General features: G+C 70.5%; 24 protein-coding genes. 9 read left to right on the plus strand and 15 right to left on the minus strand.

What is annotated here, in order from left to right:
- Nucleotides 1–4: 4 nt before the first annotated feature.
- Nucleotides 5–1483 carry a sulfatase gene (locus tag ACIHFB_RS29225; protein WP_400128513.1) on the minus strand — a complete coding sequence of 493 codons (1479 nt, stop codon included), beginning with the start codon at nucleotides 1481–1483 and terminating at the stop codon, nucleotides 5–7.
- 307 nt (nucleotides 1484–1790) lie between these two features.
- Here ACIHFB_RS29225 and lon point away from each other — a divergent pair, with 307 nt between their 5' ends.
- On the plus strand, nucleotides 1791–4220 hold the full coding sequence (lon, locus tag ACIHFB_RS29230; protein WP_365283856.1) for an endopeptidase La: 2430 nt from the start codon (nucleotides 1791–1793) through the stop codon (nucleotides 4218–4220).
- A gap of 69 nt (nucleotides 4221–4289) precedes the next feature.
- Here the strand turns inward: lon and ACIHFB_RS29235 are convergent, their stop codons facing one another.
- Nucleotides 4290–5135, minus strand: a complete 846-nt coding sequence (locus tag ACIHFB_RS29235; protein WP_400128515.1) for a lysozyme — start codon at nucleotides 5133–5135, stop codon at nucleotides 4290–4292.
- A gap of 245 nt (nucleotides 5136–5380) precedes the next feature.
- Between ACIHFB_RS29235 and ACIHFB_RS29240 the strand changes: the two genes are divergently transcribed.
- Nucleotides 5381–5872 (plus strand): MarR family transcriptional regulator, encoded by a 492-nt coding sequence (locus tag ACIHFB_RS29240; protein WP_365283852.1) that lies wholly within the window; start codon nucleotides 5381–5383, stop codon nucleotides 5870–5872.
- 109 nt (nucleotides 5873–5981) lie between these two features.
- Here ACIHFB_RS29240 and ACIHFB_RS29245 read toward each other — a convergent pair whose 3' ends face one another.
- On the minus strand, nucleotides 5982–6767 hold the full coding sequence (locus ACIHFB_RS29245; RefSeq protein WP_400128518.1) for a protein phosphatase 2C domain-containing protein: 786 nt from the start codon (nucleotides 6765–6767) through the stop codon (nucleotides 5982–5984).
- 393 nt (nucleotides 6768–7160) lie between these two features.
- On the opposite strand from ACIHFB_RS29245, the gene ACIHFB_RS29250 reads away from it, so the two are divergent.
- Genes ACIHFB_RS29250 through ACIHFB_RS29270 form a run of 5 tightly spaced genes read left to right on the plus strand, consistent with a single transcriptional unit; the run spans nucleotide 7161 to nucleotide 12697 of the window.
- Nucleotides 7161–9890: a nitrate- and nitrite sensing domain-containing protein gene (locus tag ACIHFB_RS29250; RefSeq protein WP_400128520.1), complete on the plus strand. Its 2730-nt coding sequence runs from the start codon at nucleotides 7161–7163 to the stop codon at nucleotides 9888–9890.
- Nucleotides 9887–10390 (plus strand): roadblock/LC7 domain-containing protein, encoded by a 504-nt coding sequence (locus ACIHFB_RS29255; RefSeq protein ID WP_365283846.1) that lies wholly within the window; start codon nucleotides 9887–9889, stop codon nucleotides 10388–10390. Before ACIHFB_RS29250 ends, ACIHFB_RS29255 begins: the two co-directional genes overlap by 4 nt.
- Complete coding sequence (locus tag ACIHFB_RS29260; RefSeq protein WP_400128522.1) at nucleotides 10387–10809, plus strand: DUF742 domain-containing protein; 423 nt, start codon at nucleotides 10387–10389, stop codon at nucleotides 10807–10809. Before ACIHFB_RS29255 ends, ACIHFB_RS29260 begins: the two co-directional genes overlap by 4 nt.
- A complete protein-coding gene (locus ACIHFB_RS29265) occupies nucleotides 10790–11434 on the plus strand; it encodes an ATP/GTP-binding protein (protein WP_365283842.1) in 645 nt (214 codons plus the stop codon). Before ACIHFB_RS29260 ends, ACIHFB_RS29265 begins: the two co-directional genes overlap by 20 nt.
- 15 nt (nucleotides 11435–11449) lie before the next feature.
- A complete protein-coding gene (locus ACIHFB_RS29270; protein WP_365283840.1) occupies nucleotides 11450–12697 on the plus strand; it encodes a styrene monooxygenase/indole monooxygenase family protein in 1248 nt (415 codons plus the stop codon).
- Here ACIHFB_RS29270 and ACIHFB_RS29275 read toward each other — a convergent pair.
- From ACIHFB_RS29275 to ACIHFB_RS29290, 4 genes are all read right to left on the minus strand, one after another.
- A complete protein-coding gene (locus tag ACIHFB_RS29275; protein WP_400128525.1) occupies nucleotides 12621–13808 on the minus strand; it encodes an NlpC/P60 family protein in 1188 nt (395 codons plus the stop codon). The genes ACIHFB_RS29270 and ACIHFB_RS29275 overlap by 77 nt on opposite strands.
- 102 nt (nucleotides 13809–13910) lie before the next feature.
- On the minus strand, nucleotides 13911–14213 hold the full coding sequence (locus tag ACIHFB_RS29280) for a hypothetical protein (protein WP_400128527.1): 303 nt from the start codon (nucleotides 14211–14213) through the stop codon (nucleotides 13911–13913).
- A 10-nt stretch (nucleotides 14214–14223) separates the two neighbouring features.
- Entirely contained in the window at nucleotides 14224–14877 is a 654-nt protein-coding gene (locus ACIHFB_RS29285) for a helix-turn-helix domain-containing protein (RefSeq protein ID WP_365283834.1), read from the minus strand.
- Between the two features lie 68 nt (nucleotides 14878–14945).
- Nucleotides 14946–15884 (minus strand): diiron oxygenase, encoded by a 939-nt coding sequence (locus ACIHFB_RS29290; protein ID WP_400128529.1) that lies wholly within the window; start codon nucleotides 15882–15884, stop codon nucleotides 14946–14948.
- Nucleotides 15885–15973: 89 nt separating this feature from the next.
- Between ACIHFB_RS29290 and ACIHFB_RS29295 the strand changes: the two genes are divergently transcribed.
- Nucleotides 15974–17083 carry a ferritin-like domain-containing protein gene (locus tag ACIHFB_RS29295; RefSeq protein ID WP_400128531.1) on the plus strand — a complete coding sequence of 370 codons (1110 nt, stop codon included), beginning with the start codon at nucleotides 15974–15976 and terminating at the stop codon, nucleotides 17081–17083.
- Nucleotides 17084–17204: 121 nt separating this feature from the next.
- On the opposite strand, the gene ACIHFB_RS29300 is transcribed toward ACIHFB_RS29295, so the two are convergent.
- The 7 genes from ACIHFB_RS29300 to ACIHFB_RS29330 all read right to left on the minus strand — a co-directional run bounded on the left by ACIHFB_RS29300 (nucleotide 17205) and on the right by ACIHFB_RS29330 (nucleotide 23942).
- Entirely contained in the window at nucleotides 17205–17711 is a 507-nt protein-coding gene (locus ACIHFB_RS29300; RefSeq protein WP_365283828.1) for a DUF3291 domain-containing protein, read from the minus strand.
- Between the two features lie 66 nt (nucleotides 17712–17777).
- Nucleotides 17778–19235 (minus strand): penicillin-binding transpeptidase domain-containing protein, encoded by a 1458-nt coding sequence (locus ACIHFB_RS29305; protein WP_400128533.1) that lies wholly within the window; start codon nucleotides 19233–19235, stop codon nucleotides 17778–17780.
- Nucleotides 19232–20596 (minus strand): FtsW/RodA/SpoVE family cell cycle protein, encoded by a 1365-nt coding sequence (locus ACIHFB_RS29310; RefSeq protein ID WP_400128535.1) that lies wholly within the window; start codon nucleotides 20594–20596, stop codon nucleotides 19232–19234. The genes ACIHFB_RS29305 and ACIHFB_RS29310 overlap by 4 nt, the downstream gene beginning before the upstream one ends.
- Before the next feature lie 43 nt (nucleotides 20597–20639).
- Entirely contained in the window at nucleotides 20640–21077 is a 438-nt protein-coding gene (locus tag ACIHFB_RS29315) for an SH3 domain-containing protein (protein ID WP_400128537.1), read from the minus strand.
- A 241-nt stretch (nucleotides 21078–21318) separates the two neighbouring features.
- The gene (locus ACIHFB_RS29320) at nucleotides 21319–22554 is read right to left on the minus strand and encodes an ATP-binding protein (protein WP_400128539.1); all 1236 of its coding nucleotides are present in this window, start codon (nucleotides 22552–22554) and stop codon (nucleotides 21319–21321) included.
- The gene (locus ACIHFB_RS29325; protein ID WP_400128541.1) at nucleotides 22551–23339 is read right to left on the minus strand and encodes a hypothetical protein; all 789 of its coding nucleotides are present in this window, start codon (nucleotides 23337–23339) and stop codon (nucleotides 22551–22553) included. Before ACIHFB_RS29325 ends, ACIHFB_RS29320 begins: the two co-directional genes overlap by 4 nt.
- Nucleotides 23340–23435: 96 nt before the next feature.
- Complete coding sequence (locus tag ACIHFB_RS29330) at nucleotides 23436–23942, minus strand: dual specificity protein phosphatase family protein (protein WP_365283816.1); 507 nt, start codon at nucleotides 23940–23942, stop codon at nucleotides 23436–23438.
- Between the two features lie 98 nt (nucleotides 23943–24040).
- Here ACIHFB_RS29330 and ACIHFB_RS29335 point away from each other — a divergent pair, with 98 nt between their 5' ends.
- Nucleotides 24041–24844: a nuclease-related domain-containing protein gene (locus ACIHFB_RS29335; protein WP_365283814.1), complete on the plus strand. Its 804-nt coding sequence runs from the start codon at nucleotides 24041–24043 to the stop codon at nucleotides 24842–24844.
- A gap of 129 nt (nucleotides 24845–24973) precedes the next feature.
- Here the strand turns inward: ACIHFB_RS29335 and ligD are convergent, their stop codons facing one another.
- Nucleotides 24974–25855 (minus strand): non-homologous end-joining DNA ligase, encoded by an 882-nt coding sequence (gene ligD / locus ACIHFB_RS29340; protein WP_365283812.1) that lies wholly within the window; start codon nucleotides 25853–25855, stop codon nucleotides 24974–24976.
- Between the last annotated feature and the right edge of the window lie 4 nt (nucleotides 25856–25859).

Raw genomic sequence — 25859 nt, forward strand, 5'->3', positions numbered from 1 at the left:
CCGCTCAGACCTTGCGTGCCGCGGTCAGTCCGCTCGCCAGTGCCGGGATGCCGAGTCTGCGTTCCTCCTCGGGGGTTGCTCCGTGGAGGCGGTTGGTGAGTTGGGAGGGGTCGGTGTCCAGGTCGTAGTACTCGCGGAAGATGACCTCGCCGCTGCCCTTCGGGCGGCCCTCGGAGTCGAGGCGGCCGCGGTAGTACTCCGTGTACTGCTGGGACTTGCCGATGTAGGACGCCCAGGTGTGGATCGGTTTCTTGTCCTGGCGGTTCCAGAACCACTCGGCGAGCAGGTGGTCGCGGTCGTTGCCGAGGTCGAGGAGGGAGTGGCCGTCGTGCGGGGTGTCCGGGGTGATGCCGGCCGCGTCCAGGAGGGTGGGCGCGATGTCGACGTGACCGGTGAGACGGTCGTCGGTGCCGACGGTCAGGCCGGCCGGCCAGGACAGCCAGAACGGCACCTCCAGACTCGGGCGGTACGGCACCGACTTGCGCAGCCAGCCGTGGTCGCCCCAGCACAGGCCGTGGTCGCTGGTGAACAGCACGAGCGTGTTCTCCAGCTGTCCCAGCGCCCGCAGCTGGTCGCGGAAGTCGCGCATCGCGTCGTCCACGGAGAGCAGCGTGCGCAGCTGGCTGGTGCGCAGGGCCTTTCCCTGGGCGAAGGAGTGGTGGGCCTTCCGCAGGAAGCGCGGCTTGTCGGCCTTGTCCGACTCGAACACCGACGGCCGGCCCTCCCACTCGGGCACGCGGGTGCGGGCGTACTTCTGCTCCGGGATGTTCACCTCATGCGCGCTGCGGGTGGCGACGTACGCGAACCAGGGGCGGTCGTCGGTGCGGGACTTCTCCATGAAGGCGAGGGCGCGGTCCTTGATGACGGTCGTGTTGTAGCCCGGGATGTTCCGTACCGTCCCGTTGTCGTTGTAGTGGCCGTTGTAGTAGCTGACCGGCTCCTGGAGCAGCCACTCGTCGAAGTGCGGGGGATCGTCGCCGGTGTGCCAGTAGTTGAGGTACTTGCCGAACAGGCCCGTCCGGTAGCCGGCCTCGTGCAACTGGCGCTGGACGGTGGTGTGCTGGTCCAGACGGTACGGGTGGCGGGTGTCAAGGAGCCCGTGGTTGTGGGCGTACCGGCCCGACATGATCGAGGCGCGGGACGGCGCGCACAGGGGCGTGTTCGCATGCGCCCGCGCGAAGGTCACGCCCTGTCCGCCGAGCCAGTCGACGGTCTGCCGGATCGCCCAGTCCGTTTCCTTGGGCTGGTCGTCGGTGAGGACGAGAAGGATGTTGGGGCGGTCGCCGGGGCGGGGGCGACGGCGGGGAGCGGGTGCGGGCGCCCTGCTCACGACGGGCCGGGCGGTGTGTGCCGGGCCCGCGGCCGGGTCGCTGCCGCCGTCCGTCGCCTTCGCGATGATCGGGATCGCCGCCCCCGTCGCCGCCACCGCGGCCCCCGCGATCACCGCACGCCGTGCCGGCGCACGTCGATGTCCCTCGGTCATGTGCTCCCCAAGTCCCCGTTGATCCCCGTGCATCCCCATGCGTCCCCGTTCGGACGCTCCCACAGTCTGTGAGCGAGCTTGCAGTGTGCGGACGGTTCCTGTGAACGGTATTGCGGGGATGTCGCGGCGGCCTTGCGGTGTTGTGGCAGAGGGCGTCGGCGCGCTCCGGCCAGGGGGGTGGGCCCCCGCGATGGCGGTGACCTCGCGAATCGGGGTGATCGCTCAGAGCGAACGAGGCTTGGGGAACAACGAGGGGCTCACAAGCATTGAGTCGGCATAGCTCAACTTCATTGTCGAGAGGACGATCATGGCTGCCGAGTCCACCACCCCCGTAACACTCAACCTGCCCGTGCTGCCGCTCGATGACGAGGTCGTGCTGCCCGGGATGGTGGTGCCGCTGGACCTGAATGACGCCGATGTGCGTGCCGCGGTGGAGGCCGCACAGGCCGCCGCCCGATCAGAGCCCGGAAAGCCGAAGGTCCTGCTGGTGCCGCGCGTCGACGGGGCCTACCCGAGCACCGGTGTGCTCGGCACCGTCGAGCAGGTCGGCCGGCTCGCCGACGGTGACCCGGGCGCCCTCATCCGTGGACGCGGACGTGTGCAGATCGGCGCCGGTACCACCGGGCCGGGCGCCGCACTGTGGGTCGAGGGGACCAGGGTCGACGAGGCCGTGCCCGAGCCGCTGCCGGGGCATGTCACCGAACTGGTCAAGGAGTACAAGGCCCTCGCCACCGCCTGGCTGCGCAAGCGCGGCGCCTGGCAGGTCGTCGACCGCGTGCAGGCGATCGACGATGTTTCCACCCTCGCCGACAACTCCGGCTACTCGCCCTTCCTCACCACCGAGCAGAAGATCGAACTCCTGGAGACCGGTGACCCGGTGGCCCGCCTCAAGCTCGCCACCCAGCAGCTGCGCGACCACCTCGCCGAGCAGGACGTCGCCGAGACCATCGCCAAGGACGTCCAGGAGGGCGTCGACAAGCAGCAGCGCGAATTCCTGCTCCGGCGCCAGCTGGAGGCCGTACGCAAGGAGCTGCGCGAGCTCAACGGCGAGCAGGAAGGTGAGGAGTCCGACGACTACCGCGCCCGTGTCGAGGCCGCCGACCTGCCCGAGAAGGTCCGCGAGGCCGCCCTCAAGGAGGTCGACAAGCTGGAGCGGTCCAGCGACCAGTCGCCGGAGGGCTCCTGGATCCGCACCTGGCTGGACACCGTCCTCGAACTGCCGTGGAACGAGCGAACCGATGACAATGCCGCGTACGACATCCAGGGCGCCCAGGCGATCCTGGACGCCGAGCACGCGGGCCTTCAGGACGTGAAGGAGCGGATCACCGAGTACCTGGCGGTGCGCAAGCGCCGTACCGACCGGGGGCTCGGAGTCGTCGGCGGGCGGCGCGGCGGTGCCGTCCTGGCCCTCGTCGGCCCGCCCGGCGTCGGCAAGACCAGCCTCGGCGAGTCGGTGGCCCACGCCATGGGCCGCAAGTTCGTCCGCGTCGCCCTCGGCGGCGTCCGCGACGAGGCCGAGATCCGCGGCCACCGGCGTACGTACGTCGGCGCGCTGCCCGGCCGGATCGTCCGCGCGATCAAGGAGGCCGGTTCGATGAACCCGGTCGTCCTGCTGGACGAGATCGACAAGGTGGGCTCGGACTTCCGGGGCGACCCGGCGGCAGCCCTCCTGGAGGTCCTCGACCCGGCCCAGAACCACACGTTCCGCGACCACTACCTCGAGGTCGAACTCGACCTGAGCGATGTCGTCTTCCTCGCCACGGCGAACGTCCTGGAGGCCATCCCGGAGGCCCTCCTCGACCGGATGGAACTGGTCCGCCTCGACGGCTACACCGAGGACGAGAAGATCGTCATCGCCCGCGACCACCTGCTCCCGCGTCAGCTGGAGCGGGCCGGCCTGAACAAGGACGAGGTCGTCATCGACGAGGGCGCGCTGCGCAAGCTCGCCGGCGAGTACACACGCGAGGCGGGCGTCCGCACCCTGGAGCGGTCCATCGCACGGCTGCTCCGCAAGGTGGCGGCGCAGCACGAACTGGGCGAGCGGGAGCTGCCGTTCACGGTCGGGGACGGTGACCTGCGCGGTCTGATCGGGCGGCCGCACCACGTGCCCGAGTCCGCGCAGGACCCGGCGGAGCGCCGTACGGCGGTCCCCGGTGTCGCCACCGGCCTCGCGGTCACCGGAGCGGGCGGTGACGTCCTGTTCGTGGAGGCGTCGCTGGCCGACCCGGAGACGGGCGCGGCGGGTCTGACCCTGACCGGCCAGCTGGGTGACGTCATGAAGGAGTCGGCGCAGATCGCGCTGTCCTTCCTTCGCTCGCACGGCGCCGAACTGGAACTGCCCGTGGCCGACCTGAAGGACCGGGGCGTGCACATCCACTTCCCGGCGGGCGCGGTGCCGAAGGACGGCCCGAGCGCGGGTGTCACGATGACGACCGCACTGGCGTCGCTGCTCTCCGGCCGCCTGGTCCGTACGGACGTGGCGATGACCGGCGAGGTCTCGCTGACCGGCCGGGTCCTCCCGATCGGCGGCGTGAAGCAGAAGCTGCTCGCGGCGCACCGGGCGGGCGTCACCACCGTCATCATCCCCAAGCGCAACGAGCCGGACCTGGACGACGTCCCGGCCGAGGTGCTGGACAAGCTCGACGTCCACGCCGTGACCGACGTCCGCCAGGTCCTGGAACTGGCCCTGTCGCCGGCCACGAACGGCGCGACCCCGGAGGTTCCGATCGCGGCGTGACGGGCGCGACCGGACAGGCAAGGCCCGGACCCCGCAAGGGGGCCCGGGCCTTCGCCGTACCTCGGGAAATCAGCCGTTGGCCAGCGCCTGCACCCGGTCCAAAGCACCGTTGAACTTGTTGTGGTCCCCGACCGTCGGGCCGGAGGACGTGTACTGCCACATGGTGTGGTACGCCCAACCGGCCGGCAGTGTCCCCACGGTCGACGCGTACCGGGCGATCCACAGCGGGTTGGCGGTGGCGAAGCCGGCGTAGTTGCCGGTGCACTGGGTCCACCAGCTGGTTGCCGTGTAGATGACGGGGTCGCGGCCGGTGCGGGCCTTGTACTGGGTGACGAAGCTGCGGATCCAGCTGACCATCTCGCTCTGGGTCTTGCCGTAGCAGGCTGCTCCGTACGGGTTCCACTCGATGTCGAGGGCGCCGGGCAGGGTCTTGCCGTCGCGGGACCAGCCGCCGCCGTGATCGACGAAGTAGTTCGCCTGGGCGGCGCCGGTCGTCGTGTCCGGGGTGGCGAAGTGGTAGGCGCCACGGATCATGCCGACGTCGTAGGGGCCGTTGTACTGCTGGGCGAAGTAGGGGTTCGTGTAGTACGTCCCTTCGCTCGCCTTCGTGTAGGCCCATCTGACGCCGCTGCTCCACAGGGTGGACCAGGCGACGTCGCCCTGATGGCTGGAGACGTCCACGCCCTCCGTCTGGGTGGCGCGGGGGTCGGGAGGTAAGTCCCCCTGGCCGTCGTGGGCGACGACTCCCATGCCCATGTAGGCGGAGCCGCGGCCGAGCACTCCGGCGTTGGGGTTCAGCTCCTCGTCGGCGTTGGCCGGGGCGGCGAGGGCCAGGAGGAGGGAGAGGGCGGCGAGCAGGATGCCGGCGAGGGTGAGCCGGTGAGGGTGTACCGATCCAGGTCTGTGCACGGTCATAGCGTGCCTCCGAGGGCTCGGTTGTGCTCGGTGGGGAACGCGGTGGGGGTACGTCGTTGCCGGCCCTTGCTGGCGTGGGCATGCCAGCAATTTCCTGGTAAAGAAGCTACGCACGTAGACGACCGGGTGGGAAGGGGGTCCGGTGGCTGCCGTTGGTCTACGCCTGCGAAATACTGGCGGAGCTGCGGCGATGACGGCATTTGGCGGAAACTTTCCGGACCGGGAAGTTCAAGGTAGGGACTGACGTGCAAGAAGACGGAAACGGCGGCGGACATGGAGTCGAATCCGACGCGTCGCCGAGTGGTGTGGACCGGGAATTCCTGTCCCTGGAACGCGAGCTGACGGTGCTGCTGCGACGGGCCCGCGCCAACCAGGGCGAGATGGCCCGCGAGGTCCACCCCGACCTGGAGTCCGCCGCTTACGGTCTGCTGGTCCGTCTGGATGAACTCGGCGGCCAGCGCGCCACGGATCTCGCCGCCTACATCGGCGTCGGCAAGGCCACGATGTCCCGTCAGCTCCGCGCCCTGGAGGACCTCGGCCTGGTCGCCCGCGAACCCGACCCGGCGGACGGGCGGGCCTGGCTGATCCATCTGACCCAGGAGGGGCGCGGCCGGGTGGGCAAGGTGCGGGAGGCACGCCGGGCTCGGTACGTCAACCAGCTCGCCCACTGGGATCGCGGTGAGGTCGCCGAGCTGGCACGGCTGCTGCATCAGCTGAACCGGCAGATGGAGGGCTGAACGCTCCGCGGGGTGTGCCGTGATTGGCGGTGCCGCGAACGGTCGTCGGTCGTCTGCTGCGCCGTCGTGGCTGGTCGCGCAGTTCCCCGCGTCCCTTCGGGGCGCTGCACTACAGCTCCACGTACACCACCGTCGCGTCATCGTGCGTCTTGCTCCGCCGCAGGAACCGCCGTTCCGTGTCCGCCAGTTCCAGTGCCCGTACCCGCGCGACCAGCGCCCCGGCTCCCTCTTTCCGTACGAGGTCGAAGCAGTCCGCCCAGTTGCCCTCGTGGAACTTCTCGACCCAGCGGGTCGCGCCGTCGGTGAGGGCGGCGAAGGCGCGGACCTCGGCGCGGGGCAGAACGCCCGTCACGGCTCGCGCCGCGACCGAGGGGTCCGCGGCGGCGGTGAAGAAGCCGCCCTCCTTGTTGCGGACCGTGGCGTCGGCGACGGCGTCGGTGGAGAGGGAGGTGCGGGGGAGCCGGGAGAGACGGTCGTCCAGGAGGGCCGTGACCGTGCCGTCCGTGGACTCCACCAGGAGCGCCGAGTCGGAGAGGACCAGGTACTCGACCGTTGCCCCGGACCACCGGGTGAGGACCACGGTTGCCTGTGGGGTGCGTGAGTGAGAAAGGTCACAGGTTTGCGCGTGGGACTCGGCGGTACGCGTGATCGCCATGGCAAGGGCCTCGGCGAGGGGAACATCGGGGAGTGAAACGGTCAGTTCGGTCAGGGCTCCACCGAGGCGCGCGGTGTACCAGGGGACGGAATGGAGACAGCCCGTGCCGTCCTTCGGGGGTGTCACTCCGTCCAGGACGACAACGGCGCCGCCCTGTCCGGAAGCCGGTACGGCGACACTTGCGAAGTCCTCGTTGGGGTGGGTCGGGTCGCCGGGCTCGCAGACAACTTCGGTTCGCATTCGGCCAGTCTCCACGAGCTCTTCACGAGTTTCGTCAAGGGGTCGCAACGGTCGCCGAATTGGCGCACCCGCGTAGGACCCTTGCAGGTCAGACGCCTGAAATGGGGTGGAATGGTTCACTCCGGGAAGGCGCGGCGGCACATAGTGCCATCGCGCGCCGCAGACGTCCAACCGGCCCGCCGCGAGGCGCTGTCGAAAGCGCCACGGGAACTTGCCCGCCAACTACCGACCGGGGTTCACTCCTTCGGGTGGCGGGTCAGGTGATGCGCGACCACTGCCCACCGGCATGGGAGGGTCGGGGACCGTACCGGGGCGGACACACCGGCTGGTAGCACCAGTTGACGCAGCGCCACCCGGGCCCATGGGTATCACGAGTCAGGATTGCGAGCACCGGTGCAGAAGACGCGGCCTCGTCGTACAGGCAAGCAGACGGCCTCCCAGGGGGGTGCGGAGCACACGTCGGACACGCTCGCCGGGCAGGGCCGTCCGACCCACGTACGCAACCGGCTCATCGTCGCCGTAGCCGTGGTGGCCGCCGCCGTCGCCGCGGCCGGAGCGCCCTCCCTCATCACCGCCTCGGGGCAACTGAGCGACTCCCAGGAACTGGTGACGCTCTCGGAACAGACCGAGGACGCCCTCGCGCTCGCCCACTCGCTCGCCGACGAGCGGGACGAGGTGACCTCGTACATCGCGGCCGGCCGGGCCAAGTCCAAGGCGCCGAGCGAGCAGCGCAGCGCCCGCGTCGACCGGCAGGTCGAGGAGTTGCGCGCCGACACGGACACGCCCGCCTCACTGCGGTCCGACCTCGACGACATCGCGCCGGTACGGAGAGCGGCGCTCACCGGAAAGAGCACCGCTCTCGAAACGCACCGCGCCTACACGGCCGCCATCGCCGAACTCCACCGGCTCACGGAGCAGCTGGCCGAGCAGATGCCGCCCCGCGCGGGCTCCGGCGCCTACGCCCTCGCCGAGCTGGACTCCGCCGTCCAGCAGGCCGCCGCCACCCGCGGACTGCTGCTCGCCGCGCTCAACATCCCGCGCACCACCCAGACGGTCATCGACCCCGTCACCGGTCTGTCCACCACGGTCACGCAGTCCTCCGACGCCGACCGCAAGCAGCGCGACGCCCTCACCGCCGCCGCCCAGGAGGCCCGGCTGCGCTCCGACGCGGCGCTCGCCGAGTTCCGCGACACCGCGCCCAAGTCCGCCCGGACGTCGTTCGACTCCACGGTCACCGGACCCGAGGTCAACTCCGCGGAGAAGTACCTCGCCTCCCTCACCGACCAGCCGACCCTCTCCGACGGTGAAGTCGGCACCAGTGCCGACAAGGCGAACGCCGCCCTGTCCGCCCGTATCGACGCGATGCGCGGCGCCGAGTCCGCGCTCTTCGACCGCCGCACCAAGGATCTGGCCCAGCTGCGCGACGACGACGTCACCGAGCTGGAGATCCGGATCGCCGTCCTCGGCGCGCTGGTCCTGCTGACCATCGGCATCGCCACGGCCATGGCGCGTACGCTCACCCGCCCGCTGTCCGTCCTCAAGCGCGGCTCGGCCCGGCTGGCGAACGCCGAGGACGCCGCCGCCGAGGAACCCGTCACCTTCACCGGCCGCAACGACGAGTTCGCCCAGGTCGTCCGCTCCGTCAATGCCCTGCACGCGCAGGCCGTCGCCCTCCACGAGCGGGTCGCCACACTTGAGGCCGACCGCAAGCACCTGGTCGGCCAGCGGCAGAAGATGGCCGACGCCCGCGAGCAGCTGCGGACCGAACTCGCCGACTCCGCCGCCCAGTTGGAACGCCTGCGGACCAGCATCGGCGCCACCTTCGTCAACCTCGCGCTGCGCACCCTCGGCCTCGTCGAGCGCCAACTCGGCGTCATCGAGGGCCTGGAGGAGCGCGAGCAGGACCCCGACCGGCTGGCCACGCTCTTCAAGCTGGACCACTTCGCCACCGTCATGCGCCGGCACAGCGAGAACCTCCTCGTCCTCGCCGGCACCGAACACGTCCAGCAGAGCGTCGGGCCCGTGCCGCTCATCGACGTCGTACGGGCCGCGGTGAGCGAGATCGAGCGGTACGAGCGGGTCCGTATCGCCGCGCTGCCGCCGCATGCGCACATCGCCGGGTTCGCCGCGGACGACCTGAGCCATCTGCTCGCCGAACTGATGGAGAACGCGACCGCGTCCTCGCCGCCCGACCTGCATGTCGACGTCTCCGGCTGGCTGCTGGAGAGCGGCGAGGTCATGCTCTCCGTCCAGGACGAGGGCATCGGCATGACCGCCGAGCGGATGTCCCGGCTCAACGCCCGGCTCGCCGACTTCGACCCGGAAGCCACGTACGACCTGGAGGGCGAGGAGGGTCTCGGCCTCGGCCTGTACGTGGTGGCCCGGCTGGCCCACCGGCACGGTATCCGCGTCCAGCTGCGCGAGCAGAAGCAGGGCGGTGTGGCCTCGGTCGTCGTCCTGCCGAAGGGCCTGCTGGCCGCGGCCCCGACCATCGCCGCCCCGGCGTCGTCCCCGGGCGCGGACGCCGAGGCCAACTCCAACGTCCTGCCCGGCCGTTCGGGCAACGGCGACCTCCTGGTCGCGCTGGCGGAGAAGGCCGTACGGGAAACAGCCGACGCCGACAGGCCCGTACCGGACCCGGCACAGCCGCGGGAGCATCCGACCGAGACGACGGTCGAACTCCTGGTCGTCCCCACCGAACCCGCGGCCGCCGACGGCGAGGACGCCCCACAGGCGCCACCCGCACCCGACGACGAATCCCGCACGGATGGTGCGGGTGGGAACAATCCCGCCGAAGGCGAAGCCGAGGCGGAAGCGGAGACGGAACACCAGCGCACCCCCGACGAGCCCGAGGAACGCGTCACCGACAAGGGCCTGCCCAAGCGCACCCCGAAGATCACCGTTCCCGCCCAAGCGCAGCGACCCCGCGGCGGCTCCGTGGACGCCGAAGCCCTGCGCCGCCGCCTCGGCGGCTTCCGCCGGGGCGCGGAGGCGGGCTACCGCGACGTGGAGGCGGAGATCGCCGAACGGACGGGCGAGACCCGGGTACCCACCGCACCCGCACCGCACGACGCACAAGCCGAAGAAGCCACGGGGGGCACTGTCGAGGAGGCAAGCAGTTGACCGCGCCCAGTACCTTCGGATTGAGCAGTGAAGCCCAGAACCTGCACTGGCTGCTGACGAATCTCGTCGAGGAGGTGCCGGGCATCCAGTCCGTCGCGGTGGTCTCCTCCGACGGACTGCTGCTGCTCTCCTCCGACCCGGGCAGAAACGCCGCGGCGCGGGAGGCCCTCACCACCCGCCCCACCGGCCCCCGCGGCTCCTCCGCCGACCTCGCCACCGTCGTCTCCGGCATCGGCAGCCTCACCATCGGCGCCGCGAAGCTCATGGAGAGCGGCACGGTGAAGCACACGATGGTCGCGATGGAGGAGGGCAGCCTGTTCGTGATGTCGATCAGTGACGGCTCGCTGCTCGGAGTGCACGGCTCCGCGGACTGCGACATGAGTGTCGTGGCGTACCACATGGCGCTGTTCGTCGGCCGTGCCGGACACGTCCTGACACCCGAACTCCGCAGCGAGCTACGAAAATCGCTGGAAGCCGAGTCGACGGGGAGTGCCCGATGAGCAGCGATACGCCGAAGAAGCTTCCCGTCCGCGGCGGCGACCGCAAGCCCGCCCGGGTGCGCCCCTACTCGCTCACCGGCGGCCGTACCCGCTTCGGACATGTCCTCCTCGTGGAGACGTTCGTGGCGAGCACCGCGGCCCTCGAAGCCCCCGAGGAGCGCAGGGAACTGACGAATGGTTCCCTCACCAACCGGGTGATGCCGGAGATGCGGGCCATCGTCGAACTGTGCCGCCGTATGCGCACGGTGGCCGAGATCGCCGCGCTGCTGAAGATGCCGCTCGGCGTGGTCCGGGTGCTCATCAGCGACCTGGCGGACCAGGGAAAGATCCGTGTGTACGGCACCGGAACCGGCCACGGCACGGGCCGGCCGGACCGCGCGCTGCTGGAAAGGGTGCTGAGTGGACTCCGTCGTCTCTGACGCCGCGAGAGGCGTCCCCCCGCTCGTCGATCCCGAGCCGGACGAGAACCTGCGGTCCTGGCAGACGGACCGCACCCGCGCCCCCGTCGCCACGAAGATCGTCGTCGCGGGCGGCTTCGGCGTCGGCAAGACCACGCTGGTCACCGCGGTCTCGGAGATCACGCCCCTCCAGACGGAGGCGCTGATGACCCAGGCCGGCGAGGACACCGACGACCTCACCGGCACGCCGGAGAAGCTGACCACCACCGTGGCCATGGACTTCGGCCGGCTCACGCTCGACGACGACCTCGTGCTGTACCTGTTCGGTACGCCGGGCCAGCAGCGGTTCTGGTTCATGTGGGACGACCTGGTGCGCGGCGCGATCGGCGCGGTGGTCCTCGCGGACACCCGGCGCCTGAAGGACTGCTTCCCCGCGCTGGACTACTTCGAGAGCCGCGGGCTGCCGTACATCGTCGGGGTCAACCACTTCGACGGCAGTGAGCGGTTCGAGCCGGAGGACGTGCGGGAGGCGTTGACGATCCCCGCGCACATACCTGTAATGATCATGGATGCGCGCCGCCGGATCTCGGTGATCGAGACCCTCCTGGCTCTGGTGGGCCACGCGCTGGACGTCACACCCGAGTAGGAGAACAGCCCCCGCATGCGGAAGATACTCGTCGTCGGAGCCGGCCAGTCCGGTCTCCAGATCGCCCTCGGACTCCAGTCGAACGGGTACGAGGTCACCCTGATGTCCAACCGGACGGCGGACGAGATCCGCAACGGCCGGGTCATGTCGACGCAGTGCATGTTCCACACCGCACTGCAGCACGAGCGCGATCTCCAGCTGAACTTCTGGGAGTCCCAGGCCCCGAAGATCGAAGGACTCGGCGTCTCGGTCGCCGCCCCCGGCTCCTGGAGCGAGGGTCCCGCGGCGCGCGCCATCGACTGGCTGGGCCATCTCGACGGGTATGCGCAGTCGGTCGACCAGCGGGTGAAGATGGCCGGCTGGATGGAGACGTTCGCCCAGCGCGGCGGCCAGCTGGTCATCCACGGTGCGGCGGTCTCCGACCTGGACTACTTCTCCCGTACGTACGACCTGGTGCTGGTCTCGGCCGGCAAGGGCGAGCTGGTGTCCATGTTCGGCCGGGATCCTGAGCGTTCCCCGTACGCCGAGCCGCAGCGCGCCCTGGCCGTGGCGTACGTCCACGGACTGGGCCCGCGTCCCGAGCACCCGGAGTTCGACGCGGTCCGCTGCAACCTGGTGCCCGGCGTCGGCGAGCTCTTCGTCATGCCGACGCTCACCACCTCCGGCCGCGCCGACATCCTGTTCTGGGAGGGCATACCCGGCGGCCCGCTCGACGCCTTCAAGGGCGTCAAGGACCCGGCGGAGCACCTCTCCCTGACCCTGGAACTCATGGAGCGGTTCACGCCGTGGGAGCACGCGCGGGCCACGAAGGTCGAACTGACCGACGCGGGTGGCGTGCTGGCCGGGCGTTACGCGCCCACCGTCCGCAATCCGATCGGGCGGCTGCCCGGCGGCGGGCTGGTGCTCGGCGTCGCCGATGTCGTCGTCGCGAACGACCCGATCACCGGACAGGGCTCCAACTCGGCGTCCAAGTGCGCGGCTTCGTATCTCGCCTCGATCCTCGAACACGGGGAGGGGGAGTTCGACGAGACCTGGATGCGGGCCACCTTCGAGCGCTACTGGGACACCGCTCAGCACGTCACGAAGTGGACGAACGCGATGTTGGCTCCGCCGCCGGAGCACATCCTGAATCTGATCGGTGCGGCGGGGCAACTGCCGCCGGTCGCCGATCGGTTCGCCAACGGGTTCAATGATCCGGCCGATTTTGAGAACTTCTTCTATGAGCCGGAGAAGACGGCTGCGTACCTGGGTTCTGTGGCCTAGTCGCCGTTGGGGGATCGGGGAGCTGGCGGCTGCGGGTTGTTTGTGGCTGATCGCGCAGTTCCCCGCGCCCCTTCGGGGCGCGTTCGTCTGGGCGTACGGCTCCTAGGATCGGGTTGGATGCGATGGGGGAGAGCTTGATTTTCTCGCCTGTTCTTGGGGCGTGGACCACCTTTCCGTCGCCCAGGTAGATCGCGACGTGTGTGGCCTCGGGGAAGTAGATGATCAGGTCTCCGGGGCGCAGGTCTTTGAGGGAGACTCTCGGGAGCTTTGCCCACTGCTCCTGGCTGGTTCTGGGGATGGGGGTTCCCGCGTGGCTCCAGGCCTCGGAGGTGAGGCCGGAGCAGTCGTAGGTCTTGGGGCCCTCGGCTCCCCATTCGTAGGGCTTTCCGAGCTGGCGTACGGCGTAGCGCAGCGCGCGGTCGCCCTTCGGGGAGGGCGGGCGGTTGTCGCTCAGGGTGCCGGAGGCCATGAACTTCTGCTGTGCCCTGTCGGTGTCGTTCTTCTCGAACTCGGTGAGGGCGGTGAGCTGTTCGGCGGTGAGGGAGGCGAGCAGCTTCTCGACGTCGTGGAGCCGCTTGCGTACCTCGTCGCGTTGTTTCTTCTGCCGTGCGGCGAGGGAGAGCTGACGGTCGAGGGCGATGCGGGCCTTGCGGGCGATGTCGTCGGCCTTGTGCTCGGTTCCGGTGAGCCGGGTCACGGTCTCGGCCCGCTCGCGCGCCAACTGCCCGATCACATGCCCCTGGTCGAGCGCGTGCTGCGGATCGCGGGCCAGCAGCAGCCGTACGTACGGGGAGATCTCGGTGCTGCTCTGGTACTGCTGTCGCGCGAGCCGGCCGGCGGCTCCCTTGCTGTCGCGCAGGGAGAGCCTGGTCCGCACGAGGGCGCGGTCCAGCCGGTCGACCTCGGTGCGCTGCTTCTTCAGCTGCTCCTCGGTGGCGTTGTAGGTCTCGGTGGCCCGCTCGGCCTCCCGGTACAGCCGCTGAAGATCCGTCAGCAGCCGGGCCACGGAACGGTCGCCGGGCTCCGGTACGGCCGCGGCGGGTGTGCCCGCGAGGACAGCCTGGGTCGCCACCGCTGCCGTACAGACCAGACGCAGCACGCGTCCTGACATGTCGTCACCTCCGGTGCGGGCGGCCCCTCCGCTCCGCACCGTGAGCATCAGACGCGGTCGCCGGGCCCGCGCGCGGGGTGTGCGCGGTTCGGCGCAACTCCGTCACTCGTCGGTGTCGTCCCGCTTGCCGCCCGGCGTGGTGTCTGGCTTGGACCAGGGCCACCTGAGCCGGCTGTCCGACTTGCCCTCGGGGTCGTACTCGTACTTCCACCCCTGCGTCAGCCCGAGCCGCTTGCCCCGCCCGCGCGGCACCCTGCGGTAGACGAGCACGGTGGGCGGGCCGCCGTCGGGGGCCGGGACGGGGATGCGGTACGTCTTGGGCGGATGCCCGGTCACGCCCAGCAGCACGGGCAGGACCCGGCCGTCCATCGGCCCGCCCTCGAAGGGGGTGTCTTCGCTCTTCACGGCACCAGTGTCAGCCATCCGCCGCGAGGGCCTCGACCAGGGCGGCGGTCTGCGGATCGCGCGCCCCGGTCACGGTCAGCGCGGCCGTGAACTGCTCCACCAGCCACTCCCGCAGCTCGTCGAGGGGCGGTTGCTTGCCCTCGTCGAGCCAGATGAGCGAGGCCGCCTCCACCGCCGTGATCCACATGCGTACGGTCATCCGCAGCCGCAGGCCGGGGTCGCTGACGCCGAGATGGCTCAGGATGTGCTCGGCGGCCGCCCGGCGTACGCCGTCCACGATGGCGGTCGTGCGGGACGTCTCGACGACGCTGCCGCCCTGGAGGAGGGCGCTGAATCCGGCGTCGTGCTCGTCGACGAAGGCGAGGTAGCGGTCGAGGGCCCGCACCAGCCGGGGCAGGCGCGGGCCCTCGCGGGGCTCGTCGAAGCACTGCTCGAGCTCGTCCGCCGCGGATCTCAGTGCCGCCTCGTACAGCTGCTGCTTGCCGCCCGGGAAGTACCGGTACACCAGCGGGCGGGAGACTCCGGCCGCCTCTGCCACGTCGTCCAGCGACACGTCCTCGGGGGCGCGGTGTGCGAAGAGTCCCAGCGCGGCGTCCAGGAGCTGGCTTCGCCGCTCCTCGACGCTCAGCCGCCGGTAGGCGGGGGTAGGGGCGGCGGAGGTCATGGGGTGCAGCGTAGTCGCCGGGCTGCGGGTTCGTTGTGGCGACCAGCCCCACCCGCCCGCACCCTGCATCAAGCCAGCAGCCCCGATGACCGCCACAGCCGCCTCCCCGCACCCCGCAGCACTCCGATGTCGTCCAGAAAGTCGGTCAACCTCTTCGCTCCGGTCTGCATGACCTCCCGCCGATGCCCACTGGCCTTCACCTGCGCCAGGGCCTCGCGCTTGTCGAGCCCCACGTTCGTGTAGACCTCGGGATTCACGAAGGCCACCGAGAACACGCGGGCGAACTCACCGGAGGTGACCCGGGTGAACTCCTGGGACCACCTCGGGGCGGTCACCATCTGGCGGCGCAGCTCTTCCCGCGCGTACCGCACATGACGTGCCTCCTCCACCACGTGGATCCGTGTCACGCCCCGGATCAGCGGCTGTACCCGCTCGTCCGGGAAGGTCAGTCGCTGCATCCAGTCGAGGACCTCCTCGCCGAGGAGCGTCGCGGTGAAGGAGCCGGGGGTGGTGGAGATGGTCTTGAACAGGCGGCCCAGGTTCTGGTGCACGCGGCTCACCGGGTACCACGGTGTCCCGCCGTGCGAGATCAGCCGGGCGAACATCTTGGAGTGCCGGCACTCGTCCTCGATCTCGGTCAGCGCGTAGCGCACATGCGCGCTCGTCGCCGCCTTGTCGTAGATGTGCCGGGTGAGCAGCTGCATCAGGATGATCTCGAACCAGATCCCGAGCGAGGCGAGCGCGGCGGCCTCGTGCTGCGAGAGCAGAATCCGCTGCTCCTCGCTCATCCGCCGCCACATCTGAGTGTCGTACAGCGACACCAGTTCCGGCGGCCAGAACCACTTGCCCTCCTCGAAGGGCGAGTCCCAGTCCAGTTCCTTGTCGGGGTCGAAGGAGTGCTTGAGGGACGAGGCGAGCAACCGCTCGGCCACCTGCTCACGGTCCTTGAGCAGGCCGAGTGCATCGCGCAGCCCGTCGAGCGCGTCGGCTTCGGTGACGGTCGTCATGCGCTTATGAGACCGCTTGTCAGCAAGGCCGTCAATCCCTTGCGCGCGACTTGTTGACCCCGCGTCTACCAAGTAGGAGCCTGCGGTGCATGCCGACTGAAGACCTGTACGCCATGGACCCGGGAGACCCCCTGTGGCGCGTGCCGGCGACCGGCGCCGCACGCTTCAACTGGGAGTACGACAACGGCCGCGACCGCCTCCTCGCCCTCTATCAGAAGGGCAAGGACAAGCAGTGGGACGGACAGAAGCGGATCGACTGGGACCTGGAGGTCGATCCGTACGACCCGCTCGGCACGCCCGACGAGTCGATCAGCATCCACGGAACCCCGTACTGGGCGAAGATGACGGACCGCGACAAGGGCGAGCTGCGCCGGCATCTGGCGTCCTGGCAGTTCAGCCAGTTCCTGCACGGCGAGCAGGGCGCGATGATCTGTGCGGCCAGGATCGTCGAGTCGGTCCCCGACCTGGACGCGAAGTTCTACTCGGCGACCCAGACGATGGACGAGGCCCGGCACGCCGAGATCTACGGCCGCTTCCTGCACGAGAAGATCGGCCTGCTCTACCCGATCAACGACAACCTCCAGTCCCTGCTGGGCGACACGCTGCGGGACTCGCGCTGGGACATGCCCTATCTGGGCATGCAGGTGCTCATCGAGGGCCTCGCGCTGGCCGCCTTCGGCATGATCCGCGACACGACCGACAAGCCCCTGCCCAAGCAGATCCTGGCCTACGTCATGCAGGACGAGGCACGGCACGTCGCCTTCGGCCGGATGGCGCTGCGCGACTACTACCGCCAGCTCGGCGACGCCGAACTCCGGGAGCGCGAGGAGTTCGTCATCGAGGGCTGCTATCTGATGCGGGACCGGCTGCGCGGGGTCGAGGTGCTGGAGAACTTCGGCATCCCGAAGGCGGAGGCCGAGGAGTACAGCGAACAGTCCGAATTCCTCGCCCTGTTCCGCAAGCTGCTGTTCAGCCGCATCGTCCCCTGCGTGAAGGACATCGGCCTGTGGGGCAAGCGCCTCCAACAGGCCTATGTCGACATGGGGGTCTTCGAGATGGGCGACTCGAACCTGGATCTGCTGATGGCGCAGGACGAGGAGATCGCCGAGAAACTGGACGCGGAACGCTTCGCGGCGGAGGAGCACGACCGGGTCGCGGAGGTGCGGCAGGCCGTCGACCTCGGAGCGAGTGAGGGCTAAGGGGGCCCGGCGAAGTTCGGTGCGGTGCAGCAGCGCCCCGAAGGGGCGCGGGGAACTGCGCGACCAGCCACGATGGACCCGCAGGCGATCGACGGCCAATCGCGGCCCTCCCCGCGGAGCGCTACGCCGGGCAGCCCAGGTCGTCCGGGACCTCCAGGGCCACCGGTTGCGCGCCCTGTGCGGGGAACGACGTGCGCAGGGTGAAGGCGTACGGGGTCGGGCCGTTCGTGCGCAGGTGCAGGAGGCGGGACTCCGCCTCGGCGACGGTGGGGCGGTGGCCGGCGGGCACCCACCACAGGGTGACCATCGCCTCCTGGACGCGTTCGAACCACTCGCGGCGGCGGGCGAGCATCTCACGGTGGCGGCCCTGGTACATGTACGCGACCAGGGCGTCCGTGTCACGCCACACCGACATGTTGATGATCAGCCAGGAGTCGCCGAAGACGGGCACGTCCGTCGCGTCGCCGGAGTCGCTCTGGAGTCGCCAGACGAATCCGTCGGCCGCGTCGGCGTCGGCGTTGACCGGGTCCAGGGCGTCGACGAAGTCCTTCAACTCGGATGAGTCCAGAGGTGCTTTGAGGCGGCCGATGTTCACCTGGGCGAGTTCGTACGCTTCAGCAGTCGTCATGGACCGAACGGTAGGTCGGGAAGGGCGCCCACGGGTACCCCCGTCTCAGCAATCGAGCACGCCCGCCTACGAGTTCAGCGCCGCCTTCATCACCGCCCGGGCGATCGGCGCCGCCATCCCGCCCCCGCTGATCTCGCCCCGGTGCGCCGACGCGTCCTCCACCACCACCGCGACCGCCACCTTCGGCTCGATGTCGCCGTCGCCGTGCGCCCAGGAGACGAACCAGGCGTACGGCGTCCCGGAGTTGTCGACGCCGTGCTGGGCCGTGCCGGTCTTGCCGCCGACGGTCGCGCCGCGGATCGCGGCATTGCGGCCGGTGCCCTTCGTCACCACGTCGGTCATCAGCCGCTTCATCCGGACGGCCGTCGACGGGAGCATCATCTGCCGCAGCGGGCGCGACCCGGCCGTCGACATCGTCGTACCGCTCGCCCGGGTGGTCCGCTCGACCAGGTAGGGCGAGCGCACCTGCCCGCCGTTCGCCACGGCCGCCGCGACCATCGCCATCTGCAAGGGCGTGGCCCGCGTGTTGTACTGCCCGATCGACGACAGCGCCAGCTGCGCCCTGTCCACCGAGGTGTCGAAGGTGCTCGGCGCCACCGAGAAGGGGATCCTCGCCTCGGTGTCGTTGAAACCGACGGCCTCGGCCGTCCGCGCCATGGCCTCCACACCCACCCGCACGCCCAGCCTCGCGAACACCGTGTTGCACGACCACACGAACGCCTCCCGCAGCGAGGCGTCCCGGCAGCTGTCGGCCTCGTTCGTCAGCGAGGTCCTGGTCCCGGGGAGGGTGTAGGGGTCGGGCGAGTCCGTCGGCTCGTCCAGATCCCTGATGACCCCGGCGTCCAGCGCCGCCGCCGCGGTCACCACCTTGAAGGTGGAGCCCGGCGGATACGTCTGCCGTACCGCCCGGTTGAGCATCGGCTTGTCCCGGTCGCCGTTCAGCCGCTCCCAGGACTCCTTCGCCATCACCCCGTTCCCGGACAGGACGGCCGGGTCGTACGACGGGGTGGACACCAGCGCCAGAATCCGTCCCGTCGCCGGCTCGATGGCCGCCACCGCGCCCTTGCGCCCGCCGAGCCGCTCGTACGCCGCCTCCTGCGCGGCCGGTTCGATCGTCGTCACGACGTCACCGCCCGGGTTCTGCGACCGCGTGAAGTCGTTCCACAGGGGGAACGGCCGGAGCATCGGGGCCGTGCCGGACAGGACTTCGTCCTCGGCGTGCTCCAGGAACGTCGTGCCGTACTCCTGCGAGGCGAAGCCGGTGACCGGCGCGTACATCGGGCCGTGCGCGTACGTCCGTTCGTAGCGGAGCTGCTCGCGGGTGTCCTCCGAGCCGGTGAGCGGGGCGCCCCCGGCCAGGATGTCGCCGCGCGGCTGGCCGTAACGGGCGATGCTCTGGCGGCGGTTGGCCGGACTGTCGTCGTAGGACCGGGCCTGGAAGACCTGGATGCGGGCGGCGTTCACCAGGAGCGCGACCAGGAGCAGGGCGCAGAACGCCGCGGCGAGCCTGATGTAGCGGGTCATGGGGCGACCTCCCCGTCGTACTGCCGCCGTGCCGAGTCGCTCACCCGGACCAGCAGCGCCACGATCGCCCAGTTGGTGACGACCGACGAGCCGCCCTGCGCGAGGAACGGCATCGCCATACCGGTCAGCGGGATCAGGCCCGTCACCCCGCCCGCGATCACGAACACCTGGAGCGCCACGATCGAGGCGAGACCGACCGCGAGAAGCCGGCCGAACGGATCACGCAGTACCAGGCCCACCCGGTAGCCGCGCTCCACGAGCAGGCCGTACAACAGGAAGATCGCGGCCAGGCCGGCCAGGCCCAGCTCCTCGCCCGCCGTCGCCAGGATGAAGTCCGACTTGGCGGCGAAGCCGATGAGCACGGAGTGGCCGAGGCCCAGGCCGGTGCCGAGCACGCCGCCCGCCGCGAAGGCGAAGAGGGTCTGGGCCAGCTGGTTGGCGCCCTGGCCCGCCTCGATCGACGCGAACGGATGCAGCCAGTCCTGGACCCTGCTGTGCACATGCGGCTCCAGCCAGCCGACGGCGACGGCGCCGAGCGCGGCCAGCAGCAGGCCCACCGCGATCCAGCCGGTCCGCCCGGTGGCGACGTACAGCAGCACCACGAACAGTCCGAAGAACAGCAGCGACGTCCCCAGGTCACGCTCCAGGACCAGCACGCCGACGCTCAGCAGCCAGATCGTGACGATCGGGCCGAGGACCCGGCCGGTGGGGAGCTTCAGACGCCAGATGCGGCGGCCGGTGTAGCGCAGCGCGTTGCGGTTGGCGGCGAGATACGCGGCGAAGAACACCGCGAGCAGCACCTTCGCGAACTCGCCCGGCTGGATGGAGAATCCGGCGATCCGGATCCAGATCCGGGCGCCGTTCACCGCCGGGAAGAAGATCGGGAGGGTGAGCAGGGCGAGGGCGGCGACGACACACACATACGCATAGCGCTGGAGCACCCGGTGGTCGCGCAGGAGAAGAACCACCACGATGAACAGGCCCACGCCCAGCGTCGACCAGACGAGTTGGGTGGGCGCCGCCCGGTCGCCCGGGGTCTCCAGGTCGAGCCGGTAGATCAGCACCAGGCCGAGGCCGTTGAGCAGCACGCCGATCGGCAGCAGAAGCGGGTCGGCGTAGGGGGCGCGGAGGCGCACCGCGATGTGCGCCAGCAGCGCGAGCACGCCCAGCCCGGCGCCGTAACCGGCGGCGCCGGGCGGGACTGAGCCGTTTCTCGCCAGGCCGACATCGCAGTAGCCGTACACCGACAGGAGTACGGCGACGACGATGAGGGCGAGTTCGATGCCACGGCGCCGGGGCAGCCGGACGGCGGTCGCTTGCGGGTCCGCCGTCGCTGCCAGGGTGGTTCCGGCCTTGCTCATGTCCGAAACTTACCCAAATAGGACATCTTGTGAGCCTCCGGCATCAGCACCAGCTCGGCGCGGCTCCGATGTTGTCGATGAAGCGTGCCGAGCCCCAGGCCCAGGTGCCGTCCGTGAGGAGGTACCAGAGCGGGTTGCCCAGGATGTTCTGGCCCGGTGACTTGCAGAAGATGGACACGACGTCACCGCGGTAGACCGACCGGATCGGCCGACTGCCACGGGTCGGCGCGCTGCGCAGAACCAGTCTGTCGACCGCCACGACGCCCCGGTAGCGGCGCGGATCGCGTTGATCCCCCCGCCCGCCGAATTCGTCGAACCCGTCACCACGGCCGAATTCCGAGTCACCACTGCCGACCCCCGAACCGCTACCGCTGCCGAAGTCGTCGTCCGCAATCGCGGGCGAGACGACGGTCGCGGTGGCGAGGGCGGCGACAGCAGCAGTTATGGCGAGCCGACGGACGATGCGGATACGCAGAGACATGGCGGGTACCTCCATGAATGGGGCGAGCAAAGCTGACTAATCGCCACATTAGGAGCGGGGTGGGGCAGTCGCGCGAGCTGATGGGCCATAGGAGCAGCGCACGCTACAGGTGAGTCCGGGCGCGCGCAGCGCGCTCAGGGGCGGCGCTGTATCGATATGCGGCTCCGCCGCGTGGGCGCTACCAGCCCCCACAACCCGCAGCCGGCAGACAACCCGCAGCACCGAGCTCGTAGCCCCCCGCCTACCGAAGGACCAGCGTCGCGACGGCCCCGCCCTCCTCCGCGTTCCCGAACGTCAGCCGAGCGCCCAGCACCTCCGCCTGCCCGAGCGCAATCGTCAGCCCCAACCCGTGCCCCTTGGCGCCACCTTCGGTACGGAACCGCTGCGGCCCGTGCTCCACCAGGTACAGCGGATAGCCGTCCCCGTGATCCCGGACGCTGACAACAGGCCCGTTCACCGTGACGACGAACGGCGGGCGTCCATGCCGGTGGGCGTTGGCGATCAGATTGCCGAGCACCCGCTCCAGACGCCGCCGGTCCGTCTCCACCGTCGCGTCCCGTACGACCCTCACCTCGGTGTGGTTCCCCGCCGCCCGCACCACCCGCTCGGCCAACGCCGCCAACTGCTCGGTGTCCACGTCGAGCCGCTCCCGCCCGGTGTCGAGCCGGGAGATCTCCAGCAGGTCCTCGGTCAGCGTCCGCAGCGCCGCCACCCGGTCCCGGACCAGTTCGGTCGGCCGTCCCGGCGGGAGCAGTTCGGCGGCCGCGTGCAGTCCGGTCAGCGGAGTGCGCAGCTCGTGCGCCACATCCGCGGTGAACCGCTGCTCGCTCAGCAGCTTGCCCTGGAGTGACGCCGCCATGGAGTCCAGCGCGGCGGCGACGGAGGCCACCTCGTCCTGAGGGCGCGTCGGATCCTTCGTACGGGGGTCGTCGACGCGCGCGTCCAGGTCGCCGCCGCTGATCCGCCGGGCCACCCGTGCGGTCGTGTGCAGCCGGCGCGTCACCCGGGTCACCGCGAACGCGCCCACCAGCAGCGTCACCCCGATCGCCAGCGCCGAGGACCAGATGATCGCCCTGCCGAGGTCGTTGATGGTGCGCGACTGCTGCGAGTAGTCGACCTCCACGGCAAGAGCCCGCCCGCCGCCGGCCGGACCCGCCGCCCACATCGTCGGGCGGCCGTCGTGGTCGGCGACCATCGTGCCGCGTTCGCCGGACGCCGCCAGCTCCCGCAGCGACTCGGGCAGCCCGTCCGGGTCGACGCCCATGCCCGACATCAGCCTGTCCCCGGACTCGAACGCCGTGGTCGCCTCGTCCAGCCGGGACAGCGCGAGTTCACGGGCCTGCCCGACCGTCTCGTTCGACACGGACACATGCACGAGGACGCCCAGCAGCGCGGCCAGCGTGCAGCACATCACCGTGATGAACACGGCGGCCTTCACGGCGAGCGTCCCGGCCCAGCGGGGAAGCCCGAGCCTCATCGAGGACTCGCCGACGCGGAAGCCGATGCCGAAGGCGAAGCTGCACCCGATGCCGATGCCGATGCCGATGCCGATGCAGATGCCGACGGCCGTGCCGTCGCTTTGCCGGTGCCCGTGCCGATGCCGGTGCGCAGCATCTCGTCATGGGTGAGCAGCATCGTGTGCTGGTTCGCGTCCCAGGTCCACTGGAGGCGGTACTCGTACCCGGCGACCTCGGACGGCGAGCGGATGATCACGGACCGTCCGGCCAGCTCGACCGCGCTCATCGCGTCCTCCCAGCTCATGACCCGCACCAGCCGCCCCTTTGTGACCGTGTAGACGCGTACGGCCGTCAGGGTGCCCGGCAGTTGCCGGAAGCCCAGCGTCAGATCGACCCGCCCGTCGCCGGTCAGATCGCGGTAGTACGGCCGCAGGACCGGGCATTTGGCCCGGTCCCCGCCCTCCGCGCAGTCGGCCATCCGGTCGCCCGTCTCGTGGAACTGCGCCTTGCCGCCTTCGTAGTCGCCCGGGCTCGTGGCGATCTCGGCCCGGACGATCGCGACCGGATCGACCTTGCGGATGTCGCCGCCCTTCACGGAGATCCCCTTGATCACCTCGTTCTCCACCTCGCCGATCTCGTAGGCGGGGGAGGACGCCGGCGGCAGATCGGGCCACAGCCGGGCCGGGCTGACCGCGGTCGGGGTCGGGCCCGCGCCCTGCAACCCGCCGGCGTCGCCGCAGGCCGCGGTGGTGGCCGCGAGCAGGGCGACAACGGCGGCGGCACGCGCGGGGCGGCTGAGGGGCACGGCACTCCTGTAGCTCTGGATGATCGGGGCCCCGTACACCTTATTCGCGGGGAAGTCCTTTTTGCGTGCGGAGGCCGTACGGCCGACAGACCGAGCTTATTCGGCCAGCTCCTCCAGCAGACGGGCCGTCGACAGCCCCGCCCGCAGGTACTCGACGAACAGTTCATTGTGCAGCGCCCAGGGGGAGCGGCGGGTGCGGATCAGCCGGATCGCCTCCTCGGTGGAGCAGCCCCGCCGGACCAGGGTGTGCGCGACCACCAGCCCCGAGCGGTTGTACCCGTGGTAGCAGCGGACGAGGACGCTGCGGCCCGCGTCCAGCGCCTCGCTCGCGGCCTGGGCGAGCCGCATCACGCCGGCGAGCTGCGTTCCGTCCAGCGGACCGTCCGGAATCGGCCACACATGGTGCTCGACGCCCGGATCCGGCCCGTGCCCGGGCAGCCGGAGGAGGGTCTGCACGAGATCGAACTGATCATGGACGACGACGAACTCGACCTGCCCGGAGCTGCCCTTGAACTCGTGCCCGCCCATCCACAGACCGGGCACGATCTCGCTCCACGGGCTGCCCGGAGCGGGTACGTCGGGTTGGTTCCTGCGGGTCCGCAAACGAGCCTCCCCAAGCCCCGGCCAACTCATCCCAAAGGTAACCGGGTTCTTGCCCCTGGAGCACCCCGCCTGTTCCCATGGTCGTGGGGTGATGGTGCATGAGCCGACTGCGCGTCATACCGACCTGGCGCCAAGGCCAGGAGCGGCTGTACGTATGTCTCACGGACGGGCGCAACGTCGCCTGGTACGACCGTGAGGCGGCCCGGGTGAACCTGCTGACAGACGACCACAGAGAGGGCGTACTCGAAGCCCTCGGACCCTTCCTGACCGGCCCCGTCACGGTCGGCCCGCCCCCGGTGCCGACCCCCGCCGAGCTGGCCCGGCTCTCCCTCCACCCGGACGACGACCTGGCGCCCAACCGCCCCGGCGAGTCCCTCCAGATCGCCCTGGACCGGGACCCGGGACCGGCCCACCGGCTCCGCGCCGACCCGCGCCGCCGGGCCCTGTCCGCCGAACAGGCGGTGGGGGAGGCCCTGGACCGGCTGGACGGCGCGGGCTGGCACGCCCTGCACTCGGTCCCGCTGCCCGGCGGCGACCGCGTCCACCATCTGGCGATCGGCCCCGGCGGCCTCTTCGCGATCCACACCGTGTACGCCCGCAAGCAGCGGGTGCTGATCGCCGACCCCATGGTCACCCTGGGCCGTCGCGACCCCGGCCCCCTGCTCCGCCGCGTCCGCGCCGACGCCGACCGCGCCTCCTACGCACTGACCGCCGAGGTCCATCCGGTCCTTGCCCTGGCCGGCCCGGCGGACGTCAGGATCACCGCCCCTCTCCGCGCGGTCCGCATCCTCCAGGACACGGAAATCGACGGCCTCACCCGACTCGGCGGCATCCTCAAACCGGCAGACGTGGAGGCCCTGCACGCAATGGCCAGGGACCGCCACACGTGGCAGCGAGTCTGAACGGAACCGATGAAGCCGACGGCGGCATCACGCCCCTGAAAGGGGCGCGGGGCTGTATCGATATGCGGCTCCGCCGCGGGGCGCGACCAGCCCCCACCGGCCCGCGGACGAACGAACCGCATACCTCCACTACGGCAACGCGCCGGCGTGCACCGCATCGAGCAACGGCGCCATCAGATCGCCATAATCCTGCAACCGTGGCCCGAGGTCGGCCGCAGTGAAGGCCAGCCCCCCAGGCGCCCCGCACTGCGCGACCTCGTCCCACGTCACCGGCGCCGACACCAGCGGCTGGGCCCGCGCCCGCAGTGTGTAGGGCGTGGCCGTGGTCTTCCGCGAAGCGTTCTGGCTCCAGTCGACGAACACCTTGCCGGGCCGCAGGCTCTTCGTCATCCGGTGCACGACCAGCCGCGGCAACGCCCGCTCCGCCTCCACGGCGAGCTCCTTGGCGTACTCGGACACCGCCTCGGACGACGCGCGCCGCACGGCCGCCAGCAGATGCAGCCCCTTCGCCCCGGACGTCTTCGGGTAGGCCTCGATCCCGTCCGCCGCGAGCCGGTCCCGTAGCCACAGGGCGACCTCGCAGCACTCCACGACCGTCGCCGGCGACCCCGGATCGAGGTCGAGCACCAGCCGGTCCGCCTCGCCGGGCGCCCCGATCAGCCACTGCGGGGTGTGGAACTCGGTGACGAGGTTGGCGGCCCACATCAGACTCGCCAGATCCTGCACGAACACCATCCGGGCCGGCCCTTCCACCCTGGGCACCTCGGCGGTGGTGACCCACTCGGGGGTGCCCGGCGGCACGTTCTTGGTGAAGAACACCTGGCCGTCGGGCCCGTCCGGGTACCGCAGGAACGACACGGGCCGGTCGCGCAGATGCGGCAGCATTACGTCGGCGGTGGTCGCGTAGTAGTGCAGTACCTCGCCTTTGGTGAACCCGGCGTCCGGGTACAGCACCTTCTCCAGATTGCTGAGCGCGACGCGCCGCCCTTCTACCTCGGTGATGGGCGCCATACGT

This window comes from Streptomyces sp. NPDC051963 (assembly GCF_044593495.1).
In the GTDB taxonomy this organism is placed as follows: domain Bacteria; phylum Actinomycetota; class Actinomycetes; order Streptomycetales; family Streptomycetaceae; genus Streptomyces.

Coding starts and splice junctions, on each gene's coding strand:
- ACIHFB_RS29225 (WP_400128513.1), bottom strand. CDS start 1,483: ATGACCGAGGGACATCGACGTGCGCCGGCACGGCGTGCGGTGATCGCG.
- lon (WP_365283856.1), top strand. CDS start 1,791: ATGGCTGCCGAGTCCACCACCCCCGTAACACTCAACCTGCCCGTGCTG.
- ACIHFB_RS29235 (WP_400128515.1), bottom strand. CDS start 5,135: ATGACCGTGCACAGACCTGGATCGGTACACCCTCACCGGCTCACCCTC.
- ACIHFB_RS29245 (WP_400128518.1), bottom strand. CDS start 6,767: ATGCGAACCGAAGTTGTCTGCGAGCCCGGCGACCCGACCCACCCCAAC.
- ACIHFB_RS29260 (WP_400128522.1), top strand. CDS start 10,387: ATGAGCAGCGATACGCCGAAGAAGCTTCCCGTCCGCGGCGGCGACCGC.
- ACIHFB_RS29270 (WP_365283840.1), top strand. CDS start 11,450: ATGCGGAAGATACTCGTCGTCGGAGCCGGCCAGTCCGGTCTCCAGATC.
- ACIHFB_RS29275 (WP_400128525.1), bottom strand. CDS start 13,808: ATGTCAGGACGCGTGCTGCGTCTGGTCTGTACGGCAGCGGTGGCGACC.
- ACIHFB_RS29285 (WP_365283834.1), bottom strand. CDS start 14,877: ATGACCTCCGCCGCCCCTACCCCCGCCTACCGGCGGCTGAGCGTCGAG.
- ACIHFB_RS29290 (WP_400128529.1), bottom strand. CDS start 15,884: ATGACGACCGTCACCGAAGCCGACGCGCTCGACGGGCTGCGCGATGCA.
- ACIHFB_RS29295 (WP_400128531.1), top strand. CDS start 15,974: ATGCCGACTGAAGACCTGTACGCCATGGACCCGGGAGACCCCCTGTGG.
- ACIHFB_RS29300 (WP_365283828.1), bottom strand. CDS start 17,711: ATGACGACTGCTGAAGCGTACGAACTCGCCCAGGTGAACATCGGCCGC.
- ACIHFB_RS29305 (WP_400128533.1), bottom strand. CDS start 19,235: ATGACCCGCTACATCAGGCTCGCCGCGGCGTTCTGCGCCCTGCTCCTG.
- ACIHFB_RS29310 (WP_400128535.1), bottom strand. CDS start 20,596: ATGAGCAAGGCCGGAACCACCCTGGCAGCGACGGCGGACCCGCAAGCG.
- ACIHFB_RS29315 (WP_400128537.1), bottom strand. CDS start 21,077: ATGTCTCTGCGTATCCGCATCGTCCGTCGGCTCGCCATAACTGCTGCT.
- ACIHFB_RS29320 (WP_400128539.1), bottom strand. CDS start 22,554: ATGAGGCTCGGGCTTCCCCGCTGGGCCGGGACGCTCGCCGTGAAGGCC.
- ACIHFB_RS29335 (WP_365283814.1), top strand. CDS start 24,041: ATGAGCCGACTGCGCGTCATACCGACCTGGCGCCAAGGCCAGGAGCGG.
- ligD (WP_365283812.1), bottom strand. CDS start 25,855: ATGGCGCCCATCACCGAGGTAGAAGGGCGGCGCGTCGCGCTCAGCAAT.